This is a genomic window from Neobacillus sp. PS3-40 (genome assembly GCF_030915485.1).
In the GTDB taxonomy this organism is placed as follows: Bacteria; Bacillota; Bacilli; order Bacillales; family Cytobacillaceae; genus JAUZPL01.
The window spans coordinates 3,351,363-3,377,297 of the sequence record NZ_CP133266.1; the positions used below are offsets into that span (position 1 = coordinate 3,351,363).

Below are 25,935 nucleotides of genomic sequence, written 5' to 3' on the forward strand. Positions count from 1 at the left end.
TTAAACAGTGCTATCCTCCATTTAGCTTTAGAGAAAATAATTCCATTAATGTTCATTGTAAAAGAGGTAATAATAATAAGGAAAAGAATAAAGGAGGGAACGTATGGGACAAAATCGTCAGTTCCAACCAGGACAAAAAGCACCCAATAATGGTATATACATTGAAATTGGTGAAACAGGGAGTAATGTGAATAATCCGCAAAAGTTAAAACTTAAGGCGGGGGATTCATTTCCTGAAACATCAAACCAAAATAGGCATTGGACATATTTAAGAAAACCTTAAATGGTAAAAGTCATCCAAACGGATGGCTTTTATTTCATGTTAACAGTAGTGAAGTATCATACCCATTAAATCTTGAAATGAATGATAACGTATGTAAAAGGTCGAAATTAGTCAAATACGGAAATGAATAAGATTTTAAAAAAAGAAACTCGCCACTTGGCAAGCCCTTAATGCCACAAAAAGATCATTCTGCACAGTAATGGCAGAATGACTTTTAAGTGATGGTATTAATGTTTTTCAACTGGTTCATTAGGAATGATTGCTGAAACAACATACACCATTATAGTAACAACAACAGCCAATATGGCACCGGTTTCAAAATTGTAAGTAGTGCCAACCATTGAACTAACAACGTAGGTCAACATTTGTACAAGAAGAAAAGCCCAGAAAAAAGTCCAAAAGTATCGCACGATTTTCACCTCTAACCTATTTCGAATCTTTTTTAATAGTACCATATGCTTTAAAAATAATAAATGACAATTTTGATTTTCCCCTCTTTTGATAATGTGGTCAATATAGGGAAATTTTAAAATTGGTTAAAAAAACTGGGGGTTTAACATTTCACAATTTGTGAAACTACATATAATTATTTGAGGGAACTTTGTAAAAGGAGATTTATCATGGAGAACCGGAATTTTCGATTGGGTACTGAGTGGAATATCATCCATTACCCTGAAAAACCAACAGGTTTTGGCATCTTAATTATTGGAGATGAAAGACATTTCGTAGATGAAAGTAAAAGTTTCTGGCTACAGAACGAAAGCAAGCTTTCCATTATAAAGATGCTAAAGGAATCAGGGTACACAATTTTTTCCTCTAATCTTTACGGGAAAAACTGGGGAAGTGAGAAAGCAGTCGAATTAGCCCAAAGCCTTTATCAGCATATGATAAGAAGTGAAATCATTAATGGAAAGATTCACATCATTGCTGAAGGAATGGGGGCTTTAGTTGCTGTTAAGCTTCTTGAAAAATTAACAGGGCAGCTGAGGTCAATTGTTTTTCTAAATCCAATCCTGTCCTTAAAGCAACACCTCCAACAGGAAAAAGAGAATAAATTTTTTTACAAAAAGCTTACGAGAGAGTTGGAATTTGCGTACCAAAAGGATCTTGACCAGTTAGAAAAAGAATTAGTTTCGATTGAAAAGATCTGCCCATTTGATTATGGGATTCCGATAAAAATGATTTATGTTTTGTCTGATACGAGATCATTTAGTCAATCAAATCTATATCAAAAATTAGTAAAGAATGAGATTAATACCAGCTACATTCTTCTTGAGAAGAAACAACAATTAGGGGCAATGATAGTGAATTTTTTTAAGAACTATGAGCAGGTTCTGTAAATCAGTGCCTCTCCTCATCTGAAATATTTCTTAGTGAAATTGCATAGGATTCATTAGGATTAGGATGGGGAGGAAGATATAATGGACAAGGCTATTGTCTTTGGAGCGTATGAATTTGTTGGTTTTCATTTAAGTAAGAAATTACTTGAACGAGGATATGAAGTAAAAGGTATTCTATTTGATTCGTCGGGTTGTAATGTAGAAGAAAAAAGACTTGAAGTAGGGCGAAATGCAAATTTAACTGAAAAAGAATGGGAAAACTGGGATGGATTTAAGTTTGAGCAAGAAGATGAAAAGCCCTCATTAATTATTCTTTCTTTATACGACCTATTTATGGCGTCTAAAGAGAAACTTTTAAACAGTGAGACCATCAACAAATGGTTTTTTCTTATAGACAATAAGGAAGGTCATCAGTACCGAATTGTCTGTTTGCTACCAATTCAATTATTAGCCATTTCCATCGACCAAGATGGGTTAAAAGAACTGCGGTTTTTTTTAGAGAAGATAAAAGAACAAGGTAAGAATGTACAGTATTACTATTTACCTTCGATTTTTGGTCCTTGGCAGCCTGACACCTTTCTTTTTCAAAAATTCATGTTAAATAATTTAAACGAAAATGTAGTACAAAGTGAGTCAAGAGAATGGTGTAAAGATGCTGTTTTCGTTGAGGATGCAATAGATACAATGATCGAAAAGATTGAATCTGGAAGTATTGGCCAATTTGTACTTAAAAGTGGGAAATCCAATAGGTGGGATGAGTGTGCGGATTTTTTAAATATTGATCCAAAGTTCAGATATATAGCAGAACGCGGAGATTTAATTTTAGACGATCAAATAGTTCAACTCTTGGTAAAAAACGTAACACCTATTTCTGATTCACTTACAAAGCAAAAGGAACATCTAAACTATCTCTCTTGTTTATAATCAAACGGCTTTTCAATTATCTACTATAAGGGTAGAATAAAAAGGGTTGTAAGGATCTCTTTTAATTGCAAATAAAAATAGCTAAGGAGAACAAAGATCATATGAATAATCAAGAACAATCACTACAATTTATGCAGATTGCCTTAAAATATTTGCCGCAAGCAAAAGAACAGTTGGATAAAGCAGGGGTCGAATTATCATTTGATATTATTCAGCCATTTATGGATTTGTTTTCAAAAGTTATGCAGGAAGCTTACGAGCTAGGTAAGAATGATGCACTTAAGGAATTGACAAAGGAATAAAAAGAAAGCTGCCATCAAAGAAGGCAGCTTATTTCTTTTTCCAAATTTGTTCGACAAATGGAATTACTTTTTGAAATAATGGTTTTAGGTTTTTAGCGGACTCCATTAAAGAATCAAAATGAATCATAAGCTCCCCATAATCGATGGAAGGTTGATTTTCTCTCTTCATTTCCGGTTCTTCATCGGGATCGTTATCTCTTCTCGATCCAAACATTAGATCTGAAAAACGATCTTCACCCTTCTTCTTGGTGATATTCTGATCTTCTTCCATTAGCGTATTACCCCTCCTAAAAGCATCCTTAATTTAATTTATGTTTAAATTAATAAAAGGTATGGACAATTGCGGATGGTAATAGGGAATTTAAGGGTTGCTTTACCTATAACAGATTTGTTAAAATTAGTACCAAGTCATAATAATTGATAACAAAAAAATACGAATATTATTAATCACTTTTTAAAGGAGATGGCTTTATGAATGCTGGAGTCGTTGGAATAGGAAGATATTTGCCAAATAAAGTAGTCACTAATTTTGATCTTGAAAAAGTGATGGATACATCAGATGAATGGATTCGAACAAGAACAGGTATTGAGGAACGACGCATTGCCCCTGATGAAATTGATACCTCAGATATGGCATTTGAGGCAGCAAAAAATGCTATTAAAAATGCAGGAATTTCAGCAGAGGAAATTGATTTAATCTTGGTTGCAACAGTAACTCCTGATCGGCCGTTCCCAAGTATTTCGTGCATGCTGCAAGAAAAGCTAGGTGCTAAAAAGGCTGCAGCAATGGATATTAGTGCTGCTTGTGCAGGTTTTATGTATGGAATTGTTACTGCTAAACAATTTATAGAGACTAATGTTTTTAAATATATTTTGGTTGTTGGGGTCGAAAAGCTTTCGAAAGTTACAGACTGGAATGACAGAAATACTGCTGTATTGTTTGGTGATGGTGCAGGTGCTGCAATCATTGGTCCTGTTTCTGGTAATAGAGGAATTCTTTCCTTCGAACTAGGTGCAGATGGAACTGGAGGAAAACACCTTTATCAAGACGAATTTATTATCATGAATGGACGCGAAGTATTTAAATTTGCTGTCCGTCAAATGGGCGAAAGCTGTATTCATGTGCTTGAAAAGGCAGGCCTATCAAAAGAAGAAGTTGATTTCTTTATTCCTCACCAAGCCAATATTCGTATCATGGAGGCTTCAAGACAAAGGTTAGAAGTCCCTGAGGAGAAAATGTCCAAAACAGTTAATAAATATGGAAACACATCATCCGCATCTATTCCAATTTCTCTTGTTGAAGAATTGGAAGCAGGTAAAATTAAAGATGATGATGTTATCGTAATGGTGGGATTTGGCGGTGGCTTGACTTGGGGAGCAATTGCTATTCGTTGGGGAAAATAAGAAAAGATGGGGAACTGTTTAAAAGAAAGAACACATAGGAGAATAGGAGTTGCATAATATGGAAAAGCGCAGGGTTGTGGTAACAGGTGTTGGAGCGTTAACCCCCCTTGGGAATGATGTTGATACCACTTGGAAAAATCTTATTGAAGGTAAATCAGGCATTGGGCCAATGACAAGGGTAAATGCAGATGAATACCCTGCTAAGGTGGCTGGTGAGTTAAAAGATTTTGATCCAGAAACAATAATGGATAGAAAATCTGCAAGAAAAATGGATAGGTTTACTCAATATGCTGTTGCAGCCGCTTTAATGGCAGTTGAAGATGCAAAACTTACTATCAATGAAGAAAATGCTGACCGTATTGGTGTTTGGATCGGTTCCGGTATTGGCGGGATGGAAACCTTTGAAAAACAATATGAGATATTTCTTGAAAAAGGATATAAAAGGGTTAGTCCATTCTTTGTACCCATGTTAATTCCAGATATGGCTACTGGACAGGTATCGATTACATTAGGTGCAAAAGGCTTTAACTCTTGTACAGTGACTGCTTGTGCAACTGGTACAAATTCAATTGGAGATGCTTTTAAGGTCATTCAACGTGGCGATGCTGACGCAATGGTGACTGGAGGGGCGGAAGCACCAATTACAAAAATGTCTGTTGCAGGATTCTGTGCGAATACGGCTCTTTCAACGAATCCCGATCCTCTAAAGGCAAGCAGACCATTTGATAAAAACCGTGATGGTTTTATTATTGCTGAAGGTGCTGGTATTATTGTGCTTGAAGAGTTAGAACATGCCCTTGCACGTGGTGCTACTATTTATGGAGAAATTATTGGTTATGGTTCGACAGGAGATGCTTACCATATTACCGCTCCAGCCCCTGGTGGTGAAGGTGGCGCAAGATCAATGAGAATGGCACTTAAAGATAGTGGCTTAAAGCTAGAAGATATTGGCTATATTAATGCACACGGAACAAGTACAGAATACAATGATAAATTTGAAACTGCTGCTGTGAAAGAAGTTTTCGGTGAACAAGCTTATAAGCTTGCAATGAGTTCAACCAAATCGATGACAGGCCATCTCCTAGGTGCTGCAGGTGGTATCGAAGCAATTTTCTCTCTATTAGCAATGCGGGATAGTATTCTACCTCCAACCATTAATTATGAAACGCCAGATCCAGATTGTGATTTGGATTATGTACCAAATACTGCTCGTAAAAAAGACCTTAAAGCTGTGATGAGTAATTCACTTGGCTTTGGAGGGCACAACGCAACGATTATTTTTAAAAAATATGAATAATACAAATGACTGACCATACTTATGCTATGGTCAGTTTTTTTTTTTCAACTTTGCTTCAAACCAAAATATGAATATGAAGAACAGATTTTTCACTCCTTCATAAAATATTAAAATGAAGGAAGGTGAAGAAATGGGAATAATCCAAACAAATCAGTGGCTAGAAGATAGTTTTAGGCAGCCAATAAAGATGTGCGAAAAATTAGTTCCTTATTTTAAAACACAAAATGGAAAAGAGATATATGAACAATTGCTGGAATTTGGAATGTATCAACCTTCAAGGGCTACATTGAATACAGTTGATTTATTGAATGAAGGGAAAGCCTGGGACCAAATTGAAAGGTATTTTGAATATTACCAAAAGAAATGGTCAGGTCCAGATATACCAATTTTTCTATTTCCTCTAGATCAATCAAGAGGTTTATTTATTAGACGAGAGAGTAGTAAATCAGGTGTTTCATTTTCAGACAAGGTATTTTTATTTTTATCAAATCTAGAGGATCCAAAGGAATTAGAAGCACTTTTTGTCCATGAATACCATCATGTCTGCAGACTTAATAGGTTAAAAGGAAATATGGAGGATTATACATTATTAGAATCATTAATAATTGAAGGTCTAGCAGAATATGCTGTATTAAAGAATTGTGGTCAAAAGTATTTAGCAAGTTGGTGTAGCATGTATTCAGAAGAAGAACTAGAAAATTTTTGGGATAAATATTTAAAAAATCACCTAAATAGCAAAAAGAAGGAAAAAATTCATGATCACCTATTATATGGGCATGGTCGAATTCCAAAACTACTTGGATATGCGGCAGGTTTCTCACTTGTTCAAAATTATTTTGAAAAAAATAGGTTTTCAACAAAACGTTCGTTCTCTATTCCAGCTTCAAAGTTTTTAAGTGAAAAAGAGTAGGTTTCTGAAAAATAAATCTGTTTTATTGAAATATTCAAAAAATATATTGAAAAAGTAAAATATTTGAAATAGAATATAAAAGCAAAGGAAATTAACAGAATTATTAAAAAAGATAAAGACCTACTTTAAGTATTTAACTTCCACATGGAGGCAATGCTACTGCTCAATGCAAAAAATTTTGAGATTCTAAGGATTGGATTTAAACAGTAATCCAATGGAATGGTATTTTAATAGAATTATAAATTTCTACATCAATACATGTTAGGGGGAGTAGATTTGCGTAATCAACCACTATTACAATTACAAAACATACGCACTTCTTTTCGCATAAAAGATAACTATTTCGCAGCTGTTGACGATGTAACATTAACAGTAAATGAAAATGAAGTGGTTGCAATAGTAGGTGAATCTGGATGTGGAAAGAGTGCGTTAGCTCTATCGATAATGGGCTTGCATGAAAAGGAAAGAACAAAGATAGAAGGTAGTGTTAAGTTTAATGGACGCAATCTATTATCTCTTTCAACCTCTGAGATGAACAAGGTCCGTGGTAAAGATATTGGCATGATCTTTCAGGATCCTCTTACAGCATTAAATCCTTTAATGACATGTGGAAAGCAAATTGAAGAAAGTATGACATACCATACACAATTATCTGCAACTGAAAAAAAAGAAAAAGCTCTTGAACTATTAAAAAAAGTGGGAATTCCAAAACCAGAGCGTACATATAAACAATATCCACACGAATTATCCGGTGGGATGCGTCAACGAGTTGTTATTGCAATTGCAATTTCATGTGATCCGTCACTTGTCATCGCAGATGAGCCGACAACAGCTCTAGACGTTACGATTCAAGCCCAAATAATGGACTTGTTAAAAGATCTTCAAAAGCAAATGAAGACAGGTATTATTCTCATCACGCATGACCTTGGAGTAGTTGCTGAAATGGCAGACCGTGTTGCCGTTATGTATGCAGGAGAAATAGTAGAATTTACTGATGTTAAATCCTTATTTAAAAACCCATTACATCCATATACTCGTTCACTTTTAAATTCCATACCATCGATAACAGCAGCTAAAGGAAGGCTTCATGTAATTGAAGGCATTGTCCCTTCATTACAAAAGTTACCAAGAAAAGGATGCCGTTTTAAAAATCGTATTAACTGGATTGATGATCATGAACATGAGGAAAATCCAGTATTAAGGGAAGTTGAGACAAATCATTTTGTACTCTGTACATGTTATAAAAACTTTCACTTTCCAGAAACGGAATAGGGGCCTAAACTATGGTATTTCTTAAAATCAATAATCTCAAAGTATATTATCCAATACGTGGTGGTTTTTTCAAAAGAGTTGTCGATTATGTGAGAGCTGTGGACGATATTAGCTTTGAATTAAAACAGGGAGAAACATATGGCCTTGTTGGGGAATCAGGGTGTGGAAAAACGACTACGGGAAGAGCCATTATAGGACTAAATAAGGCAACATCAGGCGAAATCATTTTTGAAGGTCAAGATTTAACGAAGTTGAACCGTAAGAGCTTTCATCAATATAGGCAGGATATTCAAATGATTTTTCAAGATCCTTACTCCTCGTTGAATCCAAGAAAACGTGTATTGGATATTATCGCAGAACCTTTAAGGAATTTTGAAAGACTATCACCCGCAGAAGAAAGAAAAAAGGTTGAGTATTATATAGAAAAGGTTGGCTTAAATCCTGAAGATATGTACAAACATCCACATGAGTTTTCGGGTGGTCAACGACAACGGATTGGAATTGCCAGGGCACTTACCCTAAACCCCAAATTAATTATTGCTGATGAACCGGTTTCAGCACTCGATGTGTCGGTTCAAGCGCAAGTATTAAACTTCATGCAGGATATACAAAAAGAATTTAATTTAACATATCTATTTATCAGTCATGATTTAGGGATTATCCAGCATATGTGTGATCGAATCGGAATTATGTATCATGGTCAATTTGTGGAAGAAGGTACAAGTGAAGAAATCTATTCTAATCCAAAACATATTTATACGAAAAGATTGATTTCAGCGATCCCGGAAATTAATCCGGAAAATAGAGAAAGACAAGTAATACTTCGGCAAGAAATAAATAAAGAATATGAAACTTCATATGATAAATATTTTAATGCTGAGGGCAAAGTTTATAAACTTAAACCTGTTTCTGAAACTCACTCAGTTGCATTGCCATAGAGAGAGGATTGTTGAAAATGTTGAAATTTTTATTACGAAGATTCTTGATTATGATCCCTCAGTTATTTATTTTAAGTATCCTAATATTTGCTCTAGCTAAAGCGATGCCTGGGGATGCATTATCAGGTCAATTAGCAAGTAATCCGAAAATGGATGCGCAAACGATACATGAACTGAAACAAAAGCTAGGCTTGCTCGACCCTCCGTATCAACAATATTTAAGGTGGATAAAAGGACTTGTTCATGGGGATCTAGGAATGTCGGTTATACATCAAACACCAGTGACGCAACTCTTAGCAGGAAGAATGGAGAACACGATTATTTTATCAGGTGCTGTGTTAATTCTAAGTTATCTTATTTCCATCCCTCTCGGAATTGTAGGTGGAAGATGGACTGATACTTGGGCCGATAAAATGGTAGTTGGTTATAATTATTTAACCTTTGCAACTCCGCTGTTCATTTTTGCATTACTAGTATTATTCATTTTTGGATTTGTACTTGGATGGTTTCCTACGAGTGGAAGTGTTGATATACGGGTGGAGAATGGCACATTTGCCTACTATATAAATAAGCTGAATCATATTATTCTACCAGCGTTTTCTGGTGCCATCGTAAATACAACAGTAACAATTCAATATTTACGTAATGAAATTATCGATACGAAAATAAAAGATTTTGTAAAAACAGCTAGGGCAAAAGGGGTAAATGAATCAAATGTGTATATACGCCATATTTTACGAAATTCATTTTTACCAATTGCAGCTTTTCTCGGATATGAAATTGTTTCTTTAATAGGCGGATCAGTCTTTTTGGAATCCATTTATGGGTATCCAGGAATTGGGCAGCTATTCCTCACCTCCATCTCACAACGTGATTTTAGTGTCGTTACAGCTCTTGTTATGATATCTGGTTTGGCAACACTCATAGGAACATTATTATCAGATATTATCTTAAGTGCTGTAGATCCACGAATCAGAATTGATTAATTAAAGGTGAAAGGGGGAAAATCATGAAAGCTCAAATTGCAAATCCAAATCATCATAAAGTAAAAAATAAAAGTTCAGGCTCATTTTCAATAATGCGCAGGGAGATCGTTAAGGACAAAATGGCATTAGCATCATTGGTTCTTTTGGGTCTTCTCCTACTTGTAGTTTATGGCGGTACATTTTTTCTAGATCAAGAAAAAATTGTTACGGTAGATTTATTATCGATTTATTCACCTCCATCGTCTGAACATTTACTTGGAACAGATTATGGTGGTAGAGATATTCTTGGCCAATTACTTATAGGTGCAAAGAATTCATTTACAATCGGTTTATTTATTACATTGTTAACAGGTTGTATTGGCCTTTGTATCGGATTATGTGCAGGATACTTTGGTGGCAAAATTGACAATATTATCATGCGTTTTATCGATTTTGTCCTTATACTTCCGACATTAATGTTAATTATTGTGTTTGTTACAATCGCACCGACATACAATGTTTTCACGTTTATCTTAATTTTGAGTGCATTTTTATGGACCGGTAAAGCAAGGTTAATAAGGTCAAAAACCCTTGCAGAAAGAGAACTTGATTATGTAAATGCATCAAAGACTCTTGGAACACCTGATTGGAAAATTATTTTCCGAGAAGTATTGCCTAATTTGAGTTCAATTATCATTGTTAATTTAACACTAAACTTGGCTGGGAATATTGGAATTGAGTCAGGTTTAACTTACTTAGGATTTGGATTGCCAGAAAGTACTCCAAGTTTGGGGACTCTCGTTAGTTATGCATCCAATCCAGATGTGCTTCAAAATAAATGGTGGATTTGGTTACCTGCTTCATTGCTTATCTTAGTAATGATGCTGTGTATAAATTTTATCGGCCAAGCGTTGAAACGTGCGGCCGATGCAAGACAAAGACTAGGATAAAGAAGGGGGAAAAAGAATGAAGAAGAAAAGGCATGTATTTAAGTTTCTTAGTATCGTCATCCTTGCTCTAGGTATGCTGTTATCAGCATGCAGCAGTTCAACAGGTGGTAATAGTAAAAAACCGGAAGCTACAAAAGAAAAACCAAAAGAAGATATTGGTAGTTTCCCATTAGTAGTGAAGAATGATAAAAAGCCAGTAGCCGATGGAACTCTAAACTATGCGTTAGTTTCAGACACTCCATTCGAAGGAACATTAAACTATGCCTTTTACACAGGTAACCCAGATGCCGAAGTTCTTCAATTTTTTGATGAGCCATTATTCTCAACAAATGGTGACTATGAATTTACGAATGATGGTGCTGCAACCTATGAAATGTCTAATGATAACAAAACCATTACTGTCAAAATTAAAGACAACGTAAATTGGTCAGATGGACAGCCGGTAACTGCGGCAGACTATGAGTATTCATTCTTAGTCATTGGTAGCAAAGATTATACAGGAGTTCGTTATGGTGATGCTATTATTCAGAGCATTGTTGGTATGGATGATTACCATACAGGTAAAGCGAAGAACATTTCAGGAATAAAAATTGAAAATGACAAAACACTGTCCATTACTTTCACAAAATCAAACCCTTCATTATTAACTGGTTTGTGGCCATATGCAATGCCTAAACATTACTTAGGTGATGTTGCGATTAAAGACTTAGCAAAATCTGATAAAATTCATAAAACTCCAATTGGTTTTGGACCATTCAAAATTAAAAAAATGGTTCCTGGAGAATCAATGGAATTTGAACGCAATGATGATTATTATAAAGGAAAACCGGTTTTAGGAAGCTTAATTTTAAAAGTAGTTAACCCAAAAGTTATTTTGCAGTCACTGAAAAAAGGCGAAGTTGATATTGCACAATTCCCTACAGATCAATATAAATCAGCAAAAGGATCTAAAAATTTCCAATTCGTTGGAAAAATCGATTTAGCTTACAGTTATATTGGCTTTAAATTAGGTCATTGGGATGCAAAGAAAAGTTTAAATATAATGGATAACCCTAAATTCCAAGACAAGCGTTTACGTCAAGCAATGGGATATGCTTTGGATGAGAAATCAGTTGGAGACAAAATTTACAATGGCTTACGTTTCCCAGCTACTTCTCTAATTCCACCTTCCTTCGCTTCTTGGTCAAATCCAGATTCAAATCCAGTTCTGTATGATCCTAAAAAAGCGAAAAAATTATTAGATGATGCAGGGTATAAGGATGTTGATGGAGATGGTCTTCGTGAAGATCCTAATGGAAAGAAATTCCATATTAACTACTTGGCTATGAGTGGTGGAGATATCGCTGAGCCTCTTGCTAAATTCTATATGCAATGCTGGAAAAATGTTGGTTTAGATGTTGGCTTAGTTGATGGACGACTAGCAGAATTCAACTCCTTCTATAAAATGGTTGAATCCGATGACCCTAAAGTTGACATTTACGGTGGTGCATGGGGTACTGGAACAGACGTTGATCCATATGGATTATATGGAAAAGACGTACCATTTAACTATTCTCACTTCGTAAGTGACAAAAACGATCAGTTATTAGCAGATGGTCATTCTGAAAAAGCATTTGATCATGCATATCGTAAAAACGCTTATGATGAATGGCAAAAATATATGAACGATGAAATGCCTATTATTCCTACATTGTTCCGTTCGATCATTTATGGGGTAAATAATCGTGTTACAGATTATACAGTTGATCCTAAAGATACCAGCTTTGTTTGGTCAAAAGTTGGCGTATCAAGCGATACTCCTGACGCAGAATAACAAAATGATCCGAGATGCTCTTATTAGGAGCATCTCGGATTGCCGACAAAAGGCATCGAGAGCACGTTCTCTCGATGCCTTTTGTTATCTGTTATCTAAGCATAAATGCAACTACCCCTAATCATCGCCCTTAGGGGCTCGCCAATCGGCGAGTTTTCTATATAGTAGTACATATTTGGACTTTACAAAACATATACATAGGATAAAAAACATGGATAAGCTTTAAGGTGATGTTGCTGCATTTAAGGGGTTGGGCATGTTGTTTAGGGCCTTATTTTGGTTAGTAGGATATAGCTTAGCAGTATCAGGAGGAATCTGTGTTATTGCATATATGAATTTTCTAACTATGGGAAATAGCTTTGGCAAATACTTTTCGATTATAATGCGGCATGCCGAATGTTATTTGCTTCCAATTGGGCTGTTTATTGTTACTGCCAGTATTTATTCACCTGGTAAAGATAAGGTAAATTAACTGGATTAAAATACACACAAAGGAATATTTCAACTAATGTCTGCCTATACTGATTGACAAACAGATTCTTGAAGTGAGGGGTTGTATGGTGTTGTATCTTCATGATGTTTGGGTAAATTGGTTTGAAGGGGAAGAAAATGGCTACAATGTTTGTCACTTTCATGAATGGCGTAAAGATGATGGTGTCGAACTGTTAGACCAAGTACCTCTTTTAAAAATAGATCCTTTGTTGTTTAATTATATTGAAAATGATTTAACAGATTTACCACAACAGCTTCTGGATGATATCTATCAAAAGGCATTTTTAAGAAAAAACCATGAAAGAGTCCAACTTGATTATTGTTTTGCTGTTTCCGATGGAGTAGGAATTATGGTTGTGGATACAATTGGGTATAATATTCCAATTAGAAAAAGTAGGCTTATACCTAGGCAGGAACAGCTCGTATATGAAATGCTTGAAAATGAAGAAGTGAAAAAATATCATTTTTCGAGCAATCAAGCAAATAAAGAATATCATATCTTATCACCAAGTCCGGAATTAATGAATGGATTAACAAGAAAAGAGCGTCAACTAAAACAATTATTGTTTATGGCACTTGACCAATTGAATTCTTCCACCAATGAAGCAGAAATTCGTTATTGGTGTACAGAATGGTGTCCCGAGCGATATTCAATTATTCAAGAATTGGCGGCTGACGAGGCTTGGTGCCAATTGTTTGATCAAATAAAGTATGCTTGGTCAAAAAAACATGAGCATTTTTGTGAAAATTTGATAAAAGGCCAACCCTTCTTTGAGAAATTATGGGAGTTGGAACATGGCCCAAAAGTAAATTAGAAGCCTGAGCGAAAAGGTACTTGTAAGATACCTTTTCGCTCAGGCCTTTGTTTTACTATTGAAACTAAATGTATATCTTGGGATGGATTGAATTTTTCCTGATCGAAAAGGTTTATTTGCTAGGCTCTTTTCTTAAACTTTGTTGCTAGTTGAAACTAAATTAGAATGGTATTCCAGTTTACCGATAAAAACCGTAGGAAGTTTTTAAGAAAAGAGCACGATACCATTGTTATTTTGGGTTTTTAGACTAGGTACGAAAAACAACAATCTATGCGAAAACAGCCATTTGCTAAAAGATAGTGTTTATTTGTGAAAAGGCATGGCTCATTTGCGAAAAAGCTTGTTTCATTTGCGAAAATATCTATTCTATTTGTGAAAATACCTATTTTGCGACACACCTCCCCTTTTATTTGTTATCTGATAGTTTGGCGGGCAAATTACTATAGAAATTTCTTTGATGAATAGCAGTAAACTCTTTTATGCAAGTAAAAAATGACCAGCAAATCAACGTGCAATTTGATAGTCATTTTCTATATTAATTAAATTTCTGAGATAGAAACGGAACATGTTACTTTTTTGCTCGGTTCTAATACAGATATAATAGAAGAAAAAGTAGAACTTACTTACTTTTTCTACCTAATCCCATTGCATTTTCCATTTTTTTAAGCATTTTGGTAGCAACCAAGTTCGCCTTTTCAGAACCCTTATCTAAAATATCATCAAGTTCATTCGATTCCACTAATTGATAGTATTTTTCTTGGATGGGAGCTAATGCCTTAATTACAACTTCGGCTAAATCAGCTTTAAATTCACCATATCCTTTTCCGTGATACATTTCTTCAATTTCAGCAATCGACTTTCCATCTAAAATAGAATAGATCGACAATAAATTTGAAATTCCTGGTTTATTTTCTTTATCAAATTTAACGATACCTTCTGAATCCGTTACAGAACTTTTAATCTTCTTTTCAATTTGTTTTGGATCATCAAGTAGAGCAATGAATGACTTTTTATTTGGATCAGATTTGCTCATTTTTTTTGTTGGTTCCTGGAGTGACATAATTCGAGCACCAACTTCTGCAATTCGAACATCAGGTATAGTGAAGATATCATTATATTTTTTATTGAAGCGCTCAGCCAAATCTCTAGTTAATTCTAAATGCTGCTTTTGATCTTCACCGACAGGAACAAGATCTGTGCTATATAATAAAATATCAGCAGCCATAAGAGGTGGGTAAGTTAAAAGACTAGCGGAAACAGCATCCTTACCAGATGATTTATCCTTAAATTGAGTCATTCTTTCTAATTCACCAATGTATGAGACGCATTGCATCATCCAACCAGCTTGTGCATGGGCAGGAACTTCGGACTGCACGAAGAGTGTAGTTTTATTTGGATCTATTCCGACAGCAAGGTATAACGCGGCAAGGCTACGAATATTTTTGCGAAGCTCTAAACGGTCTTGAGGGACTGTAATGGCATGTTGGTCGACAATGCAAAAGTAACAATTGTATTCATTCTGCAACTCAACAAACTGCTTTAATGCCCCTATATAGTTTCCGAGCGTTATCGTTCCACTTGGTTGAATTCCTGAAAATATTGTCTTCAATTTTTATTTCCTCCTAAAAATAAGATAAAAAAAACTATTCATCCATATGAATAGGGACGAATAGTTTAGTTCGCGGTACCACCCTAAATTACTCGAACACGAGTCACTTAGCTCCATAATTGAATTATGGATCCTTTTAACGCAAGGTAAACGTCTCCTCCTACTTCTTCATTTTAATAATGAAAGGTTCAGAAAGAAGCTCAAAAGTCCATTCCGTATTTTTCAGTGTTTGTTTACACCGACCACAAACTCTCTTGAACTGAATTAAATACGTACTATTCTTTATCAATGCTAAATATATTTACAATTATTTCTTCTATTATAATGTAATGAATAGTTGGAATCAAGCAGGCTAAATATAATAGATAACCAAACCAATTACCATGAAGAGGCCGATCGCGAATCCGTAAATGAGCAATGGTTTTTTATCCAATGCTACAATTTCTGAAAGAGGGGTGATGTCCTTTAATTTTTGCTTATCCTGTCCTCTCAACAAAGGAATACGAAATGATCTTGAAACGGTATCAAAGAAACCAGTTTGAATCGTATAGATAAGCAAAGAACTAAGAAGTAATAAAGCCGTGATGTAAAAAGATATATTGATATAGCTAAGTAAAGTGATGCTGTGATAAAAGATAAAAGACAGAATCAAAATGGCTATCTGGGAGAAAGCTAAAGTGGATAATCTTTTTTTAAGCCGATGATTCAAGAGAAAACCTCCTAAATGCTTAATTGTAGAGGGATAGACCCTTTTAGTATTATACATTAAAATTGATATAATTAAAAACTATATCACAAAAATTGTAATCCTTGGATAAAAATTGTTGCTACTCTATAAATTAAAATTGAAAAAGTAATGTACAAATTCTGAAATAAATGTATAATAAGGAATGTAGTAATTTTTCAGAATAATAGAAAAGGGAGGTCTACTAGTGAAGAAATCAAAATTTTCACTGCTTTTAGTTTTAGCACTAGTTTTAAGCATGTTCTTATCTGCTTGTTCAGGCAGTAAGAAAGATGACACAGACAAGACTAAAAATGCAACTAAGGAGAAGGCACCAGAACAGGTACTTAATGTTTTAGAATCTGCCGAAATTCCTACAATGGATAGCGTTATGGCTCAAGACGTTGTCAGCTTTACAATGTTAAATGCTGTAAACGAAGGCTTATATCGTTTAGATCCAGATCAAAAAGTTATCGATGGTGTTGCTGACGGTAAACCGGTAGCAAACGCTGATGGAACAGTTTATACAATTAAATTAAAACAAGATACTAAATGGTCAAATGGAGATCCTGTAACAGCCCATGACTTTGTATATGCATGGCAACGTTCGATCGATCCTGCAACTGCTTCACCATATGGCCCTTACTTTATGTCAGGAAAAATCAAAAATGCTAGTGAAATTGCTGCTGGTAAAATGAAAGCAAGCGAACTAGGAATTAAAGCAACAGATGATTATACATTAGAAATAACTCTTGTTCAGCCGCTTCCATACTTTGATTCTTTCATCACTTTCCCATTGTTCCAACCACAGGATGAAAAGTATGTTAAATCTCAAGGCAAAGACTATGGAAAAGATGCTGCACATTTAATTTATAACGGACCATTTACAATGACTAAATGGGATGGCCCTCAAGGAACTGAGTGGGTCTTAGCTAAAAATGATACTTACTGGGATGCAAAAAATGTCTCTTTAAAAACTGTTAACTTTAACGTTTCTAAAGATCCACAAGCTTCTGCAAATGCTTTTGAAGCAGGAGAAGTTGACATCACACCAAAACTTGCACAACCAGCTATTATTTCACAATATGAAAATTCACCAAACCTTGAACGTTATTTAGAACCTTCTGTTTTCTGGTTGAAATTCAACGAGAAAAACCCTATTCTAAAAAATGTTAATATTCGTAAAGCTCTATCTTTAGCAGTTGATAAAGAAGCTTTCACTAAAGACGTATTAGCAAACGGTTCAGTGCCTGCAAATTATATTGTAGCAGCTGACTTTACTTCATTAAACGGAAAAGATTTCCGTGCTGACACAGGCAAATATCTTGAATCCAATAAAGATGAAGCTAAAAAATATTGGGAAAAAGGTTTAGCTGAACTTGGCAAAAAAGAAATTACACTTGATTATGTTGGTCAAGATACTGAAACATCTAAAGTAAGTGATGCTTTCATTAAAGATCAACTAGAAAAAACTTTAACTGGTTTAAAAGTTAATTTAACAGCTGTTCCTTTCAGCGTTAAATTAGAGCGCGAAGACAAACAACAATACGATATCTTATTTAGCGGTTGGGGTCCAGACTATGCAGACCCAATGACTTATATGGATCTTTGGTTATCTGATGGTACTCAACAACATATGAGCTATGCTAACCCTAAAGTTGATAAATTGATCAAAGATGCTGCTGGTCCTCTAGCAACTAAACCTGAAGAACGCTGGAAAGCAATGCAAGAAGCTGAAAAGATTGTTCTTGAAGATGATGCTGCTTTAGCTCCAATGTATCAACGTGCAGTTAACAAACTAATTAGCTCTAAAGTTAAAGGTTTTGCACACCATGCATTTGGACCTGATTATAGTGTTCAATGGGTTAAGATTGTAAACGTTAAAAAGTAAAAACAAGTATAACAACTAACCAAATAAAAAGAGAGTATATTAACGATATACTCTCTTTTTCCCTGCAAGGGAATTGTCGAACTATGATGAATTTTTAATTAACTAGGAGGTGGGGACATGTCAAAGTATATTTTACAACGGATAGTGTACATGTTGATTACCATGTTTATAGTTGTATCTGTTACTTTTTTCCTCATGAAACTTATTCCAGGAACTCCCTTTAGTGCTGCTTCGAAACTTAATCATGAACAACTTGATATCATGAAAAATAAGTATGGCTTAAATGACCCTGTCCCAGTTCAATATGCCCGCTATATGTCGAACATGGTAAAAGGTGATTTAGGAGTTTCCTTCCAATTTAATAACACCCCTGTTACAGAACTTCTATCATTACGCATAAGACCTTCTGCCGTTCTAGGTTTCCAAGCAATGATAATTGGTTCATTACTTGGGATTATTTTAGGTGTCCTTGCGGCTCTAAAACAAAACACATGGGTAGACTATGGAGCGACTTTTATTGCGGTGGTAGGGAAATCAATCCCTTCATTTATTTTTGCCGGATTACTTCAATATTATATTGCGGTTAAATTAGGTTGGCTTCCAGTTATGTTTTGGCGAGGTCCAGAATATACAGTCCTTCCTACTATTGCTCTAGCAATGTTTCCAATATCAATATCAGCCCGATTTATGCGCACAGAAATGATTGACGTATTAGGATCAGATTATATCACCTTGGCAAAGGCTAAAGGAGCAAGTTATTTTCAAATTAGTGTAAAACATGCCCTTAGAAATGCATTAATTCCAGTTGTTACAGTACTTGGCCCATTGGCAGTTAGTTTAATGACAGGGTCCCTGGTTATCGAGAGGATTTTTGGAATCCCAGGTCTAGGGGAACAATTTGTTAAATCGATTGCAGTTAATGATTACCCAGTAATAATGGGAACGTCTATTTTATTTGCATTATTATTTGTATTAATTATTCTAGTTGTCGATATCCTTTATGGAGTCATTGATCCACGTATTCGGATTTCGGGGGGGAAAACTAAGTGATCAACAATGAACAAAAAATCGCCAAAGAAATGTTTGAACCCGCCCATGTTGATTTATCAAAAAGTGAGAGAATTGCAAAGCCAAGTCTAAATTTTTGGCAAGATTCATGGTTGCGTGTACGAAAAAATAAAGGTGCTGTAGTAAGTTTTGTTGTCTTAGTCATTTTAATTCTTATGGCATTTATTGGACCATTATTAACACCATATGCCTATGATACACAAAATACCAAAAATGCAAACTTGCCGCCACGAATCGAAAGTCTTGAAAATGTAAGTTGGCTCCCATTTCAAGGAGAGTTAACCAGAAGAGATGGTACCGTAACACATCCATATGAATTACGAAACGTCAAGGAGTCATATTGGTTCGGTACAGATGGATTAGGACGGGATATCTTTGCACGAATCTGGAAGGGCACCCAAGTTTCGTTGTTAATCGCTGTTATTGCAGCTTTGATTGACATGATCATTGGTGTCACATATGGGGCGGTTTCCGGTTATGTAGGTGGACTTGTTGATAGTTCCATGCAGCGTGTTGTGGAAGTCCTCGTTGGAATTCCTAACTTAATCGTTGTAGTTTTAATGATCCTTATATTAAAACCAGGTATAACACCTATTATAATTGCTTTATCCATTACAGGTTGGATTAGTATGTCACGTGTTGTTCGTGCATCGGTATTGAAGTATAAAAACCAGGAATTTGTCCTAGCTGCGAAAACGTTGGGTGCATCTGATGTATCGATTATTTTTAAGCATATGATTCCAAATATGTTTGGGGTAATTATTATTAATACAATGTTTTCGATCCCAAATGCAATCTTCTTTGAAGCATTTTTAAGCTTTATTGGTTTAGGTCTTCAAGAACCAAATGCTTCACTTGGTACCTTAATCAATGAGGGATTTAAAGGAATGTTAGCGTTTCCATACCAAATGATTATTCCCGCAATAATGATTTCAGTTATCATGGTTTCGTTTAATTTAATAGCTGACGGTCTTCGAGATGCGCTAGATCCAAAAATGCGAGATTAAAGGCAGGTGAATAGAATGGAAAAAGTATTAGAAATAAAAGACTTGAGAATTTCATTCCATACTTTTGGTGGAGAAGTTCAAGCGATTCGAGGGGTCAGTTTTGACCTATATAAAGGAGAAACGTTAGCAATTGTTGGAGAATCTGGTTCAGGTAAATCAGTTACAACAAAGTCTATCATGCGTTTACTTCCTGAAAACAATTCAGAAATTAAAGATGGTCATATTCTATTTGATGGAATAGATCTTACAAAGCTAAAAGATAGTCAGATGCAAAAAATTCGTGGTAAAGATATTTCGATGATTTTCCAAGATCCGATGACTTCTTTGAATCCAACAATGAAAATTGGAAATCAAATCATGGAACCGCTAATTAAACATCAAAACATGAGTCATCATGCTGCAAAAGAAAGAGCAATTGAACTGCTAAGACTTGTAGGAATACCTAAACCTGAAATTCGTGTTAATCAATATCCCCACCAGTTTTCAGGTGGTATGAGACAGAGGGTTGTTATTGCAATTGCACTTGCATGTAATCCTAAAGTATTGATTGCGGACGAACCAACAACTGCATTGGATGTTACAATCCAAGCACAGATCCTTGAATTGATGAAGGATCTTCAAAAGAAAATTGATACATCGATTATTTTTATCACTCACGATCTTGGTGTTGTTGCGAATGTTGCTGACCGTGTAGCTGTAATGTACGGTGGAAAAATCGTTGAAATAGGAACCGCTGATGAAATTTTCTATAATCCACAACATCCATATACATGGGGTTTAATTAGTTCAATGCCTGACATGGATACCCATGATGAGGAATTATTCTCTATTGCAGGAACACCACCTGATTTATTGGATCCTCCTAAGGGAGATCCCTTTGCTCCTCGTAATCCGTTTGTTATGAAAATTGATTTGGATCATGAGCCGCCATTTTTTAAAGTGTCTGATACACATTATGCAGCCACATGGTTATTACACCCGGATGCTCCTAAAGTAGAACCGCCAGATGCTGTTAAGAGACGACAAAAGCAATTCCCTGGTGTAAAGGAGGGAAATTAAATGGCTCAAAAGCAGAAATTACTCGAAATCAAAAACTTGAAACAGTATTTTAATTTTGGCAAAGTGAATGAAGTTAGAGCTGTTGATAATGTGAGTTTCGATATATATAAAGGTGAAACTCTCGGCCTAGTAGGAGAATCAGGTTGCGGAAAATCCACAACAGGGCGGACAATCATCCGCCTTTACAATGCTACTGACGGAGAAGTTTTATATAATGGGGTTAACGTGCATAATAAGAAATCCCATGTACAATTAAAAGATTTCAATCGTAAGATGCAAATGATTTTCCAAGATCCATATGCCTCCTTAAACCCAAGATTAAAGGTTGCAGATGTCATTGCTGAGGGCATTGATATTCATGGGTTAGCAAAATCTAAAAAAGAGCGTATGGAACAAGTATATGAGCTTTTAGAAACAGTTGGTTTGAACAAAGAACACGCAAACCGTTATCCGCATGAGTTCAGTGGTGGTCAACGTCAAAGGATTGGAATCGCACGTGCTCTTGCTGTTCAACCTGAATTTATCATTGCAGATGAACCAATTTCGGCACTTGATGTTTCCATTCAAGCACAGGTTGTAAACTTAATGAAAAAATTGCAAAAAGAAAAAGAATTAACTTATCTTTTCATTGCCCATGATCTTTCAATGGTAAAATATATAAGTGATCGAATTGGTGTTATGTACTATGGCAAATTAGTCGAACTTGCACCTGCAGAAGAATTGTATAAAAACCCGTTACACCCTTATACACAATCATTATTATCAGCAATACCTCATCCAGATCCGATTTCAGAACGGACACGGAAAAGGAAATCTTATAATCCAAGTGTTCATAATTATGATGACAATGAACAAATTGAATTTAAAGAGGTCAACCCTGGTCACTTTGTCCTTTGTTCAGAAAAAGAATTTAAGCAATTCAAGCAATAAAATAAAAATCGATCTCTTCGTTGAGATCGATTTTTTTCTTAGCATATAAGAAAGTTTATCTTTGTTAAAGCTCGCCAATTGGCGAGTTTTCTTTAGCTAATCAGAATTTATATCCATAAATTCTGCTAGCGCATAAGGGCAACTACGCCTCTGCCATCGCCCTTAGGGGCTCGTCAATCGGCGAGTTTTCTTTAAAATGTTTTATACTTTTTATTGCCGCCTACCAATTTCCAACCCTCATGGAATCTATTTGATTGGTCTACAAATTCAGTTCTTTTCTTGCCTCCAAAAAACTTTTCTCCAATACCATTTGTAATTACACCTAGTAGAGCAGTTAAACCCACAAGAACTACTGTAACAACTGCTAAGTCCGTTATGTAAGCACCCATGTTTAATCCCCCCTCAATTACCTATTTAAAGTTCGTTTCAAACAAAATATTTTCCTTATACCTCTATTTTAAAAGAACTCTACGGTTAATGAAAGAGGTAAATATGAAAAATTAAATAATTATACTTAGCAATGAATGCGTTTTCAATCTAAAAGCATTAATTGAGAATAAACTTAATGAAAAATTAAGGTTTGGAGACTAGAATAAAAATAAATAAACAAAAAAATTGCTTTATCATTACCTAATGAAAAACAACCTACACAATGCCTAAAGCAAAAACGAATATTATGGGGTAGAATAGAAAAGAGAAAGACCTTTTTATAAAATAATATCCAAAAAGGTGAAACTTTTTTAGATATTATTCGTACTTATATATAGGAAAGTTCTTAAGTATGTTGCTGATATTATTTTTAAAAAAGGGATACCTTTTTTAAAAATAGTGGTGTATAATCATGAATATAAATTACTAATTTGTATTAATTATAATTTAAAAAATATACATTTATGACGCAACTACGTTTTTTATACTATATGGGTTCCTTAATAAAAGAGGAGTGTGAAAACAGATGGTAACATTATACACTTCACCAAGTTGTACATCATGTAGAAAAGCCAAATCATGGTTAGAAGAACATGAGATTCCATACACTGAAAGAAATATTTTTTCTGAACCACTATCCATCGATGAGATCAAAGAAATTCTTCGTATGACTGAGGATGGAACAGATGAAATTATTTCAACGAGATCAAAAACATTTCAAAAATTAGAAGTAAATCTTGAAAATATGCCACTGCAGGATCTATTTGTTCTTATTAAATCCAACCCTGGCTTACTTCGTCGCCCAATTATTATTGACGAGAAGCGCCTACAGGTCGGTTACAATGAGGATGAAATCCGTAGGTTTTTACCTAGAAGAGTTCGTACGTTCCAGCTACGCGAAGCACAAAGAATGGTAAATTAAATATAGGAGGCCTTCATTAATTGGAGGCCTTTTTTAATTGTACTTTACCCGTTATTTTGATATGATAAAGGGAATCTCTAAAATGTTAGGCAAACATACAGTTTTGTTAAATTGGTGCATTTTTGTTTCCCTTATTGCCTTTTTTGTCATAAAATAAAAGTACAAGGGTAGAATTTGGGTAATAGTAAAACCTGTATTGTCTGCTTGGGGGTATTCAGTCCCTTCAATCTGGAAACGGAAGGGAGAGTTAATGATGGAAATCGAGCGAATAAATGAGAATACTGTTAAATTTTATATTTCCTATGGTGATATTGAAGAAAGAGGCTTTGACCGCGAGGAAATATGGTACAACCGCGAACGGAGTGAAGAACTTTTTTGGGAAATGATGGATGAGGTTCATCAAGAAGAAGAGTTTACGGTTGAAGGACCGCTCTGGATTCAAGTTCAGGCCATGGAAAAAGGTTTGGAAATCCTTGTGACAAAAGCGCAACTTACGAGGGATGGACAAAAGTTTGAATTACCAATTCCAGGTGGGAAATTTAAGGATATTCCTGCTGATGAGAAAATTGAAGAACTTTTAGATCAGCACTTTAATCCAGGGCAAGAGGTCGAGGAAGAAATACTTCCTGAAGATGAAACATTAGAATTTTTGCTTTCTTTTCAAGAATTTGAAGATATCATCATGCTGTCAAAACGTTCGGAATTTGATCATTTGATTACAAAGCTTTACCATTTTGAGGGTAGATACTATTTATATACAGAGTTTCCTGAAGATTTGATTGAGGAAGATGAAATAGATGACATATTAAGTATTCTGCTTGAATATGGATATGAAACACCAGTAACCATCCATAGAATTCAGGAATACGGAAAAGAAATAATCTCACAGGATGTTTTTGCGGAAGTGAGAAAGCATTTTGAGTAACCATTGCACCGATTTCACTATTGAAATCGGTTTTTTGGTATATACCTTTGATTTTGAAGTACTGGTAGGTGATGCACTCTGAAAAATACAGTAAGAGTTATTTTATTTTTATTTATATTATCTGCATTAGTGTTTTTCTTTAAAAATCATTTAGAAGGTGGAGTTTTCGGGTTTTTAAGTTTATTAATTACTTTATCCGTTGTTTTTATTGGATTTGTTATCTTCCTTGAAAACCGTCATCCAACTCAGACATTAACTTGGCTTGTTGTTTTAGGAAGTTTCCCATTGGTTGGCTTTATTTTTTACATTCTTTTTGGTCGGAATTATCGAAAAGAACGTATGTATCGAAAGAAGTACTTTCTTGATAAACAGGCATTTTTAACGGTTGAGGGGAAAACTGATCCCCTAGACGATGAGAAAATGGGTCAAATGGGAAATCATCAACGGAGACTGTTTTCATTGGCTCAGAAGCTTGGAAATAGCCCTATTTCTTTTGACACTTCTACAAAAATCCTTACGAATGGTGTCGAAACCTTTCAATATATTCTTAAAGAATTAAAAAGGGCTAGACATCATATACACCTTGAATACTATATTGTTCGAAATGATAAAATTGGTCAAGAAATAAAAAATGTACTAATTGCAAAAGCGCAACAAGGGGTAAAGATTCGATTTTTATTTGATGCAGTGGGATCTTGGAAGCTCTCAAATGAATATATAGCTGATTTGAGAAATGCTGGAATTGAAACCGTTTCCTTTGGTCCGGTTAAAGTTCCTTTTTTAAATAGTAAATTCAATTTCAGAAACCATCGGAAAATTATTGTAATTGATGGGAATGTCGGCTTTGTGGGTGGATTAAATATTGGGGATGAATATTTAGGTAGGGATAAACATATCGGCTTCTGGAGAGATACCCATTTGATGTTAAGAGGTGAAGCAGTTAGAACACTTCAACTTATTTTCTTGCAGGATTGGTATTATATGACTAATCATAGTTTTTTAACGTCTGAGTACTTATCCCCTCAACCAGACAATAAGAGTCATGGTGGTGTCCAACTTATTCCTGGTGGACCTGATAATGAATGGAGTGTAATCAAGAATATCTTTTTTTCAATGATTACTTCGGCTAAACAGTCTGTATGGATTGCTTCACCTTACTTTATTCCCGATGAGGATATTTTTTCAGCGATAAAGGTTGCTGCCCTAAGTGGAATAGATGTCCGTTTGTTGGTACCCAATCGCCCAGATAAGCGGATTGTCTTTCACGCCTCCCGTTCTTACTTTCCAGAACTCTTAGAAGCAGGGGTAAAAGTGTACGAATACGAAAGAGGTTTCATGCATAGCAAAATAATTATCGTTGACCATGAACTTGCTTCCATAGGAACTTCGAATATGGATATGAGGAGTTTTCATCTGAATTTTGAGGTGAATGCATTCTTATATCGAACAAAAAGTACGCAGAAGCTTGTTGCTGAATATAGTAAAGATCTGGAATATTCTAATGAACTTAAGCTTGAACTTTTCAAAAAAAGGCATATTGGCTTTCGTTTACTCGAATCAACATCAAGGCTGCTATCGCCATTTTTATAATAAATGAGCTATTCCAAATTCAAAATGGATGGCTCTTTTCTAAATTTAAAGCTAAGTATTTTTCGATAAAATATAT

26 protein-coding genes and 1 other annotated feature are annotated in these 25,935 nt (G+C 35.0%); of the genes, 21 read left to right on the forward strand and 5 right to left on the reverse strand.

The window, feature by feature from the left end; genetic code table 11:
- Positions 1–103: 103 nt before the first annotated feature.
- On the forward strand, positions 104–283 hold the full coding sequence (locus RCG20_RS16410) for a YjzC family protein (protein ID WP_308181184.1): 180 nt from the start codon (positions 104–106) through the stop codon (positions 281–283).
- Positions 284–510: 227 nt separating this feature from the next.
- Here RCG20_RS16410 and RCG20_RS16415 read toward each other — a convergent pair whose 3' ends face one another.
- A complete protein-coding gene (locus RCG20_RS16415) occupies positions 511–693 on the reverse strand; it encodes a YjzD family protein (RefSeq protein ID WP_308181185.1) in 183 nt (60 codons plus the stop codon).
- Positions 694–903: 210 nt separating this feature from the next.
- Between RCG20_RS16415 and RCG20_RS16420 the strand changes: the two genes are divergently transcribed.
- The 3 genes from RCG20_RS16420 to RCG20_RS16430 all read left to right on the forward strand — a co-directional run bounded on the left by RCG20_RS16420 (position 904) and on the right by RCG20_RS16430 (position 2,849).
- A complete protein-coding gene (locus tag RCG20_RS16420) occupies positions 904–1,623 on the forward strand; it encodes a lipase family protein (RefSeq protein ID WP_308181186.1) in 720 nt (239 codons plus the stop codon).
- Positions 1,624–1,704: 81 nt separating this feature from the next.
- Complete coding sequence (locus tag RCG20_RS16425) at positions 1,705–2,547, forward strand: Rossmann-fold NAD(P)-binding domain-containing protein (protein WP_308181187.1); 843 nt, start codon at positions 1,705–1,707, stop codon at positions 2,545–2,547.
- Between the two features lie 101 nt (positions 2,548–2,648).
- Positions 2,649–2,849: a ComZ family protein gene (locus RCG20_RS16430; protein WP_308181188.1), complete on the forward strand. Its 201-nt coding sequence runs from the start codon at positions 2,649–2,651 to the stop codon at positions 2,847–2,849.
- 28 nt (positions 2,850–2,877) lie between these two features.
- Here RCG20_RS16430 and RCG20_RS16435 read toward each other — a convergent pair whose 3' ends face one another.
- Positions 2,878–3,120, reverse strand: coding sequence for a hypothetical protein (locus RCG20_RS16435; RefSeq protein ID WP_308181189.1), 243 nt, complete (start codon positions 3,118–3,120; stop codon positions 2,878–2,880).
- 200 nt (positions 3,121–3,320) lie between these two features.
- On the opposite strand from RCG20_RS16435, the gene RCG20_RS16440 reads away from it, so the two are divergent.
- The 9 genes from RCG20_RS16440 to RCG20_RS16480 all read left to right on the forward strand — a co-directional run bounded on the left by RCG20_RS16440 (position 3,321) and on the right by RCG20_RS16480 (position 13,705).
- A complete protein-coding gene (locus RCG20_RS16440; RefSeq protein WP_308181190.1) occupies positions 3,321–4,253 on the forward strand; it encodes a beta-ketoacyl-ACP synthase III in 933 nt (310 codons plus the stop codon).
- A 58-nt stretch (positions 4,254–4,311) separates the two neighbouring features.
- Positions 4,312–5,550, forward strand: coding sequence for a beta-ketoacyl-ACP synthase II (fabF, locus tag RCG20_RS16445; protein WP_308181191.1), 1,239 nt, complete (start codon positions 4,312–4,314; stop codon positions 5,548–5,550).
- Between the two features lie 130 nt (positions 5,551–5,680).
- Complete coding sequence (locus RCG20_RS16450; RefSeq protein WP_308181192.1) at positions 5,681–6,460, forward strand: DUF2268 domain-containing putative Zn-dependent protease; 780 nt, start codon at positions 5,681–5,683, stop codon at positions 6,458–6,460.
- 276 nt (positions 6,461–6,736) lie between these two features.
- On the forward strand, positions 6,737–7,732 hold the full coding sequence (locus RCG20_RS16455) for an ABC transporter ATP-binding protein (protein WP_308181193.1): 996 nt from the start codon (positions 6,737–6,739) through the stop codon (positions 7,730–7,732).
- An 11-nt stretch (positions 7,733–7,743) separates the two neighbouring features.
- A complete protein-coding gene (locus RCG20_RS16460; protein ID WP_308181194.1) occupies positions 7,744–8,670 on the forward strand; it encodes an ABC transporter ATP-binding protein in 927 nt (308 codons plus the stop codon).
- Positions 8,671–8,687: 17 nt separating this feature from the next.
- Entirely contained in the window at positions 8,688–9,656 is a 969-nt protein-coding gene (gene opp4B / locus RCG20_RS16465; protein WP_308181195.1) for an oligopeptide ABC transporter permease, read from the forward strand.
- Between the two features lie 23 nt (positions 9,657–9,679).
- The gene (locus tag RCG20_RS16470) at positions 9,680–10,585 is read left to right on the forward strand and encodes an ABC transporter permease (RefSeq protein ID WP_308181196.1); all 906 of its coding nucleotides are present in this window, start codon (positions 9,680–9,682) and stop codon (positions 10,583–10,585) included.
- A gap of 16 nt (positions 10,586–10,601) precedes the next feature.
- The gene (opp4A, locus tag RCG20_RS16475; protein WP_308181197.1) at positions 10,602–12,398 is read left to right on the forward strand and encodes an oligopeptide ABC transporter substrate-binding protein; all 1,797 of its coding nucleotides are present in this window, start codon (positions 10,602–10,604) and stop codon (positions 12,396–12,398) included.
- 560 nt (positions 12,399–12,958) lie between these two features.
- Entirely contained in the window at positions 12,959–13,705 is a 747-nt protein-coding gene (locus RCG20_RS16480) for a YjbA family protein (RefSeq protein WP_308184376.1), read from the forward strand.
- A gap of 619 nt (positions 13,706–14,324) precedes the next feature.
- On the opposite strand, the gene trpS is transcribed toward RCG20_RS16480, so the two are convergent.
- Positions 14,325–15,314, reverse strand: coding sequence for a tryptophan--tRNA ligase (gene trpS / locus RCG20_RS16485; protein ID WP_308181198.1), 990 nt, complete (start codon positions 15,312–15,314; stop codon positions 14,325–14,327).
- Positions 15,315–15,363: 49 nt separating this feature from the next.
- Positions 15,364–15,612 (reverse strand) — a binding site (T-box leader).
- Between the two features lie 54 nt (positions 15,613–15,666).
- On the reverse strand, positions 15,667–16,023 hold the full coding sequence (locus tag RCG20_RS16490) for a DUF3899 domain-containing protein (protein ID WP_308181199.1): 357 nt from the start codon (positions 16,021–16,023) through the stop codon (positions 15,667–15,669).
- A gap of 223 nt (positions 16,024–16,246) precedes the next feature.
- Here RCG20_RS16490 and RCG20_RS16495 point away from each other — a divergent pair, with 223 nt between their 5' ends.
- The 5 genes from RCG20_RS16495 to RCG20_RS16515 all read left to right on the forward strand — a co-directional run bounded on the left by RCG20_RS16495 (position 16,247) and on the right by RCG20_RS16515 (position 21,993).
- Entirely contained in the window at positions 16,247–17,929 is a 1,683-nt protein-coding gene (locus RCG20_RS16495; RefSeq protein ID WP_308181200.1) for a peptide ABC transporter substrate-binding protein, read from the forward strand.
- A gap of 117 nt (positions 17,930–18,046) precedes the next feature.
- Positions 18,047–18,979: an oligopeptide ABC transporter permease gene (gene opp3b / locus RCG20_RS16500; protein ID WP_308181201.1), complete on the forward strand. Its 933-nt coding sequence runs from the start codon at positions 18,047–18,049 to the stop codon at positions 18,977–18,979.
- Positions 18,976–20,004 (forward strand): oligopeptide ABC transporter permease, encoded by a 1,029-nt coding sequence (gene opp3C / locus RCG20_RS16505; protein WP_308181202.1) that lies wholly within the window; start codon positions 18,976–18,978, stop codon positions 20,002–20,004. The genes opp3b and opp3C overlap by 4 nt, the downstream gene beginning before the upstream one ends.
- A gap of 15 nt (positions 20,005–20,019) precedes the next feature.
- The gene (locus RCG20_RS16510; RefSeq protein WP_308181203.1) at positions 20,020–21,063 is read left to right on the forward strand and encodes an ABC transporter ATP-binding protein; all 1,044 of its coding nucleotides are present in this window, start codon (positions 20,020–20,022) and stop codon (positions 21,061–21,063) included.
- On the forward strand, positions 21,064–21,993 hold the full coding sequence (locus tag RCG20_RS16515) for an ABC transporter ATP-binding protein (RefSeq protein WP_308181204.1): 930 nt from the start codon (positions 21,064–21,066) through the stop codon (positions 21,991–21,993).
- Between the two features lie 191 nt (positions 21,994–22,184).
- On the opposite strand, the gene RCG20_RS16520 is transcribed toward RCG20_RS16515, so the two are convergent.
- On the reverse strand, positions 22,185–22,382 hold the full coding sequence (locus RCG20_RS16520; protein WP_308181205.1) for a hypothetical protein: 198 nt from the start codon (positions 22,380–22,382) through the stop codon (positions 22,185–22,187).
- A gap of 566 nt (positions 22,383–22,948) precedes the next feature.
- Here RCG20_RS16520 and spxA point away from each other — a divergent pair.
- The 3 genes from spxA to cls all read left to right on the forward strand — a co-directional run bounded on the left by spxA (position 22,949) and on the right by cls (position 25,859).
- Positions 22,949–23,344 (forward strand): transcriptional regulator SpxA, encoded by a 396-nt coding sequence (gene spxA / locus RCG20_RS16525; RefSeq protein WP_308181206.1) that lies wholly within the window; start codon positions 22,949–22,951, stop codon positions 23,342–23,344.
- 253 nt (positions 23,345–23,597) lie between these two features.
- On the forward strand, positions 23,598–24,269 hold the full coding sequence (gene mecA / locus RCG20_RS16530) for an adaptor protein MecA (protein ID WP_308181207.1): 672 nt from the start codon (positions 23,598–23,600) through the stop codon (positions 24,267–24,269).
- Between the two features lie 78 nt (positions 24,270–24,347).
- The gene (gene cls, locus RCG20_RS16535; RefSeq protein ID WP_308184377.1) at positions 24,348–25,859 is read left to right on the forward strand and encodes a cardiolipin synthase; all 1,512 of its coding nucleotides are present in this window, start codon (positions 24,348–24,350) and stop codon (positions 25,857–25,859) included.
- The last annotated feature ends 76 nt before the right edge of the window (positions 25,860–25,935 follow it).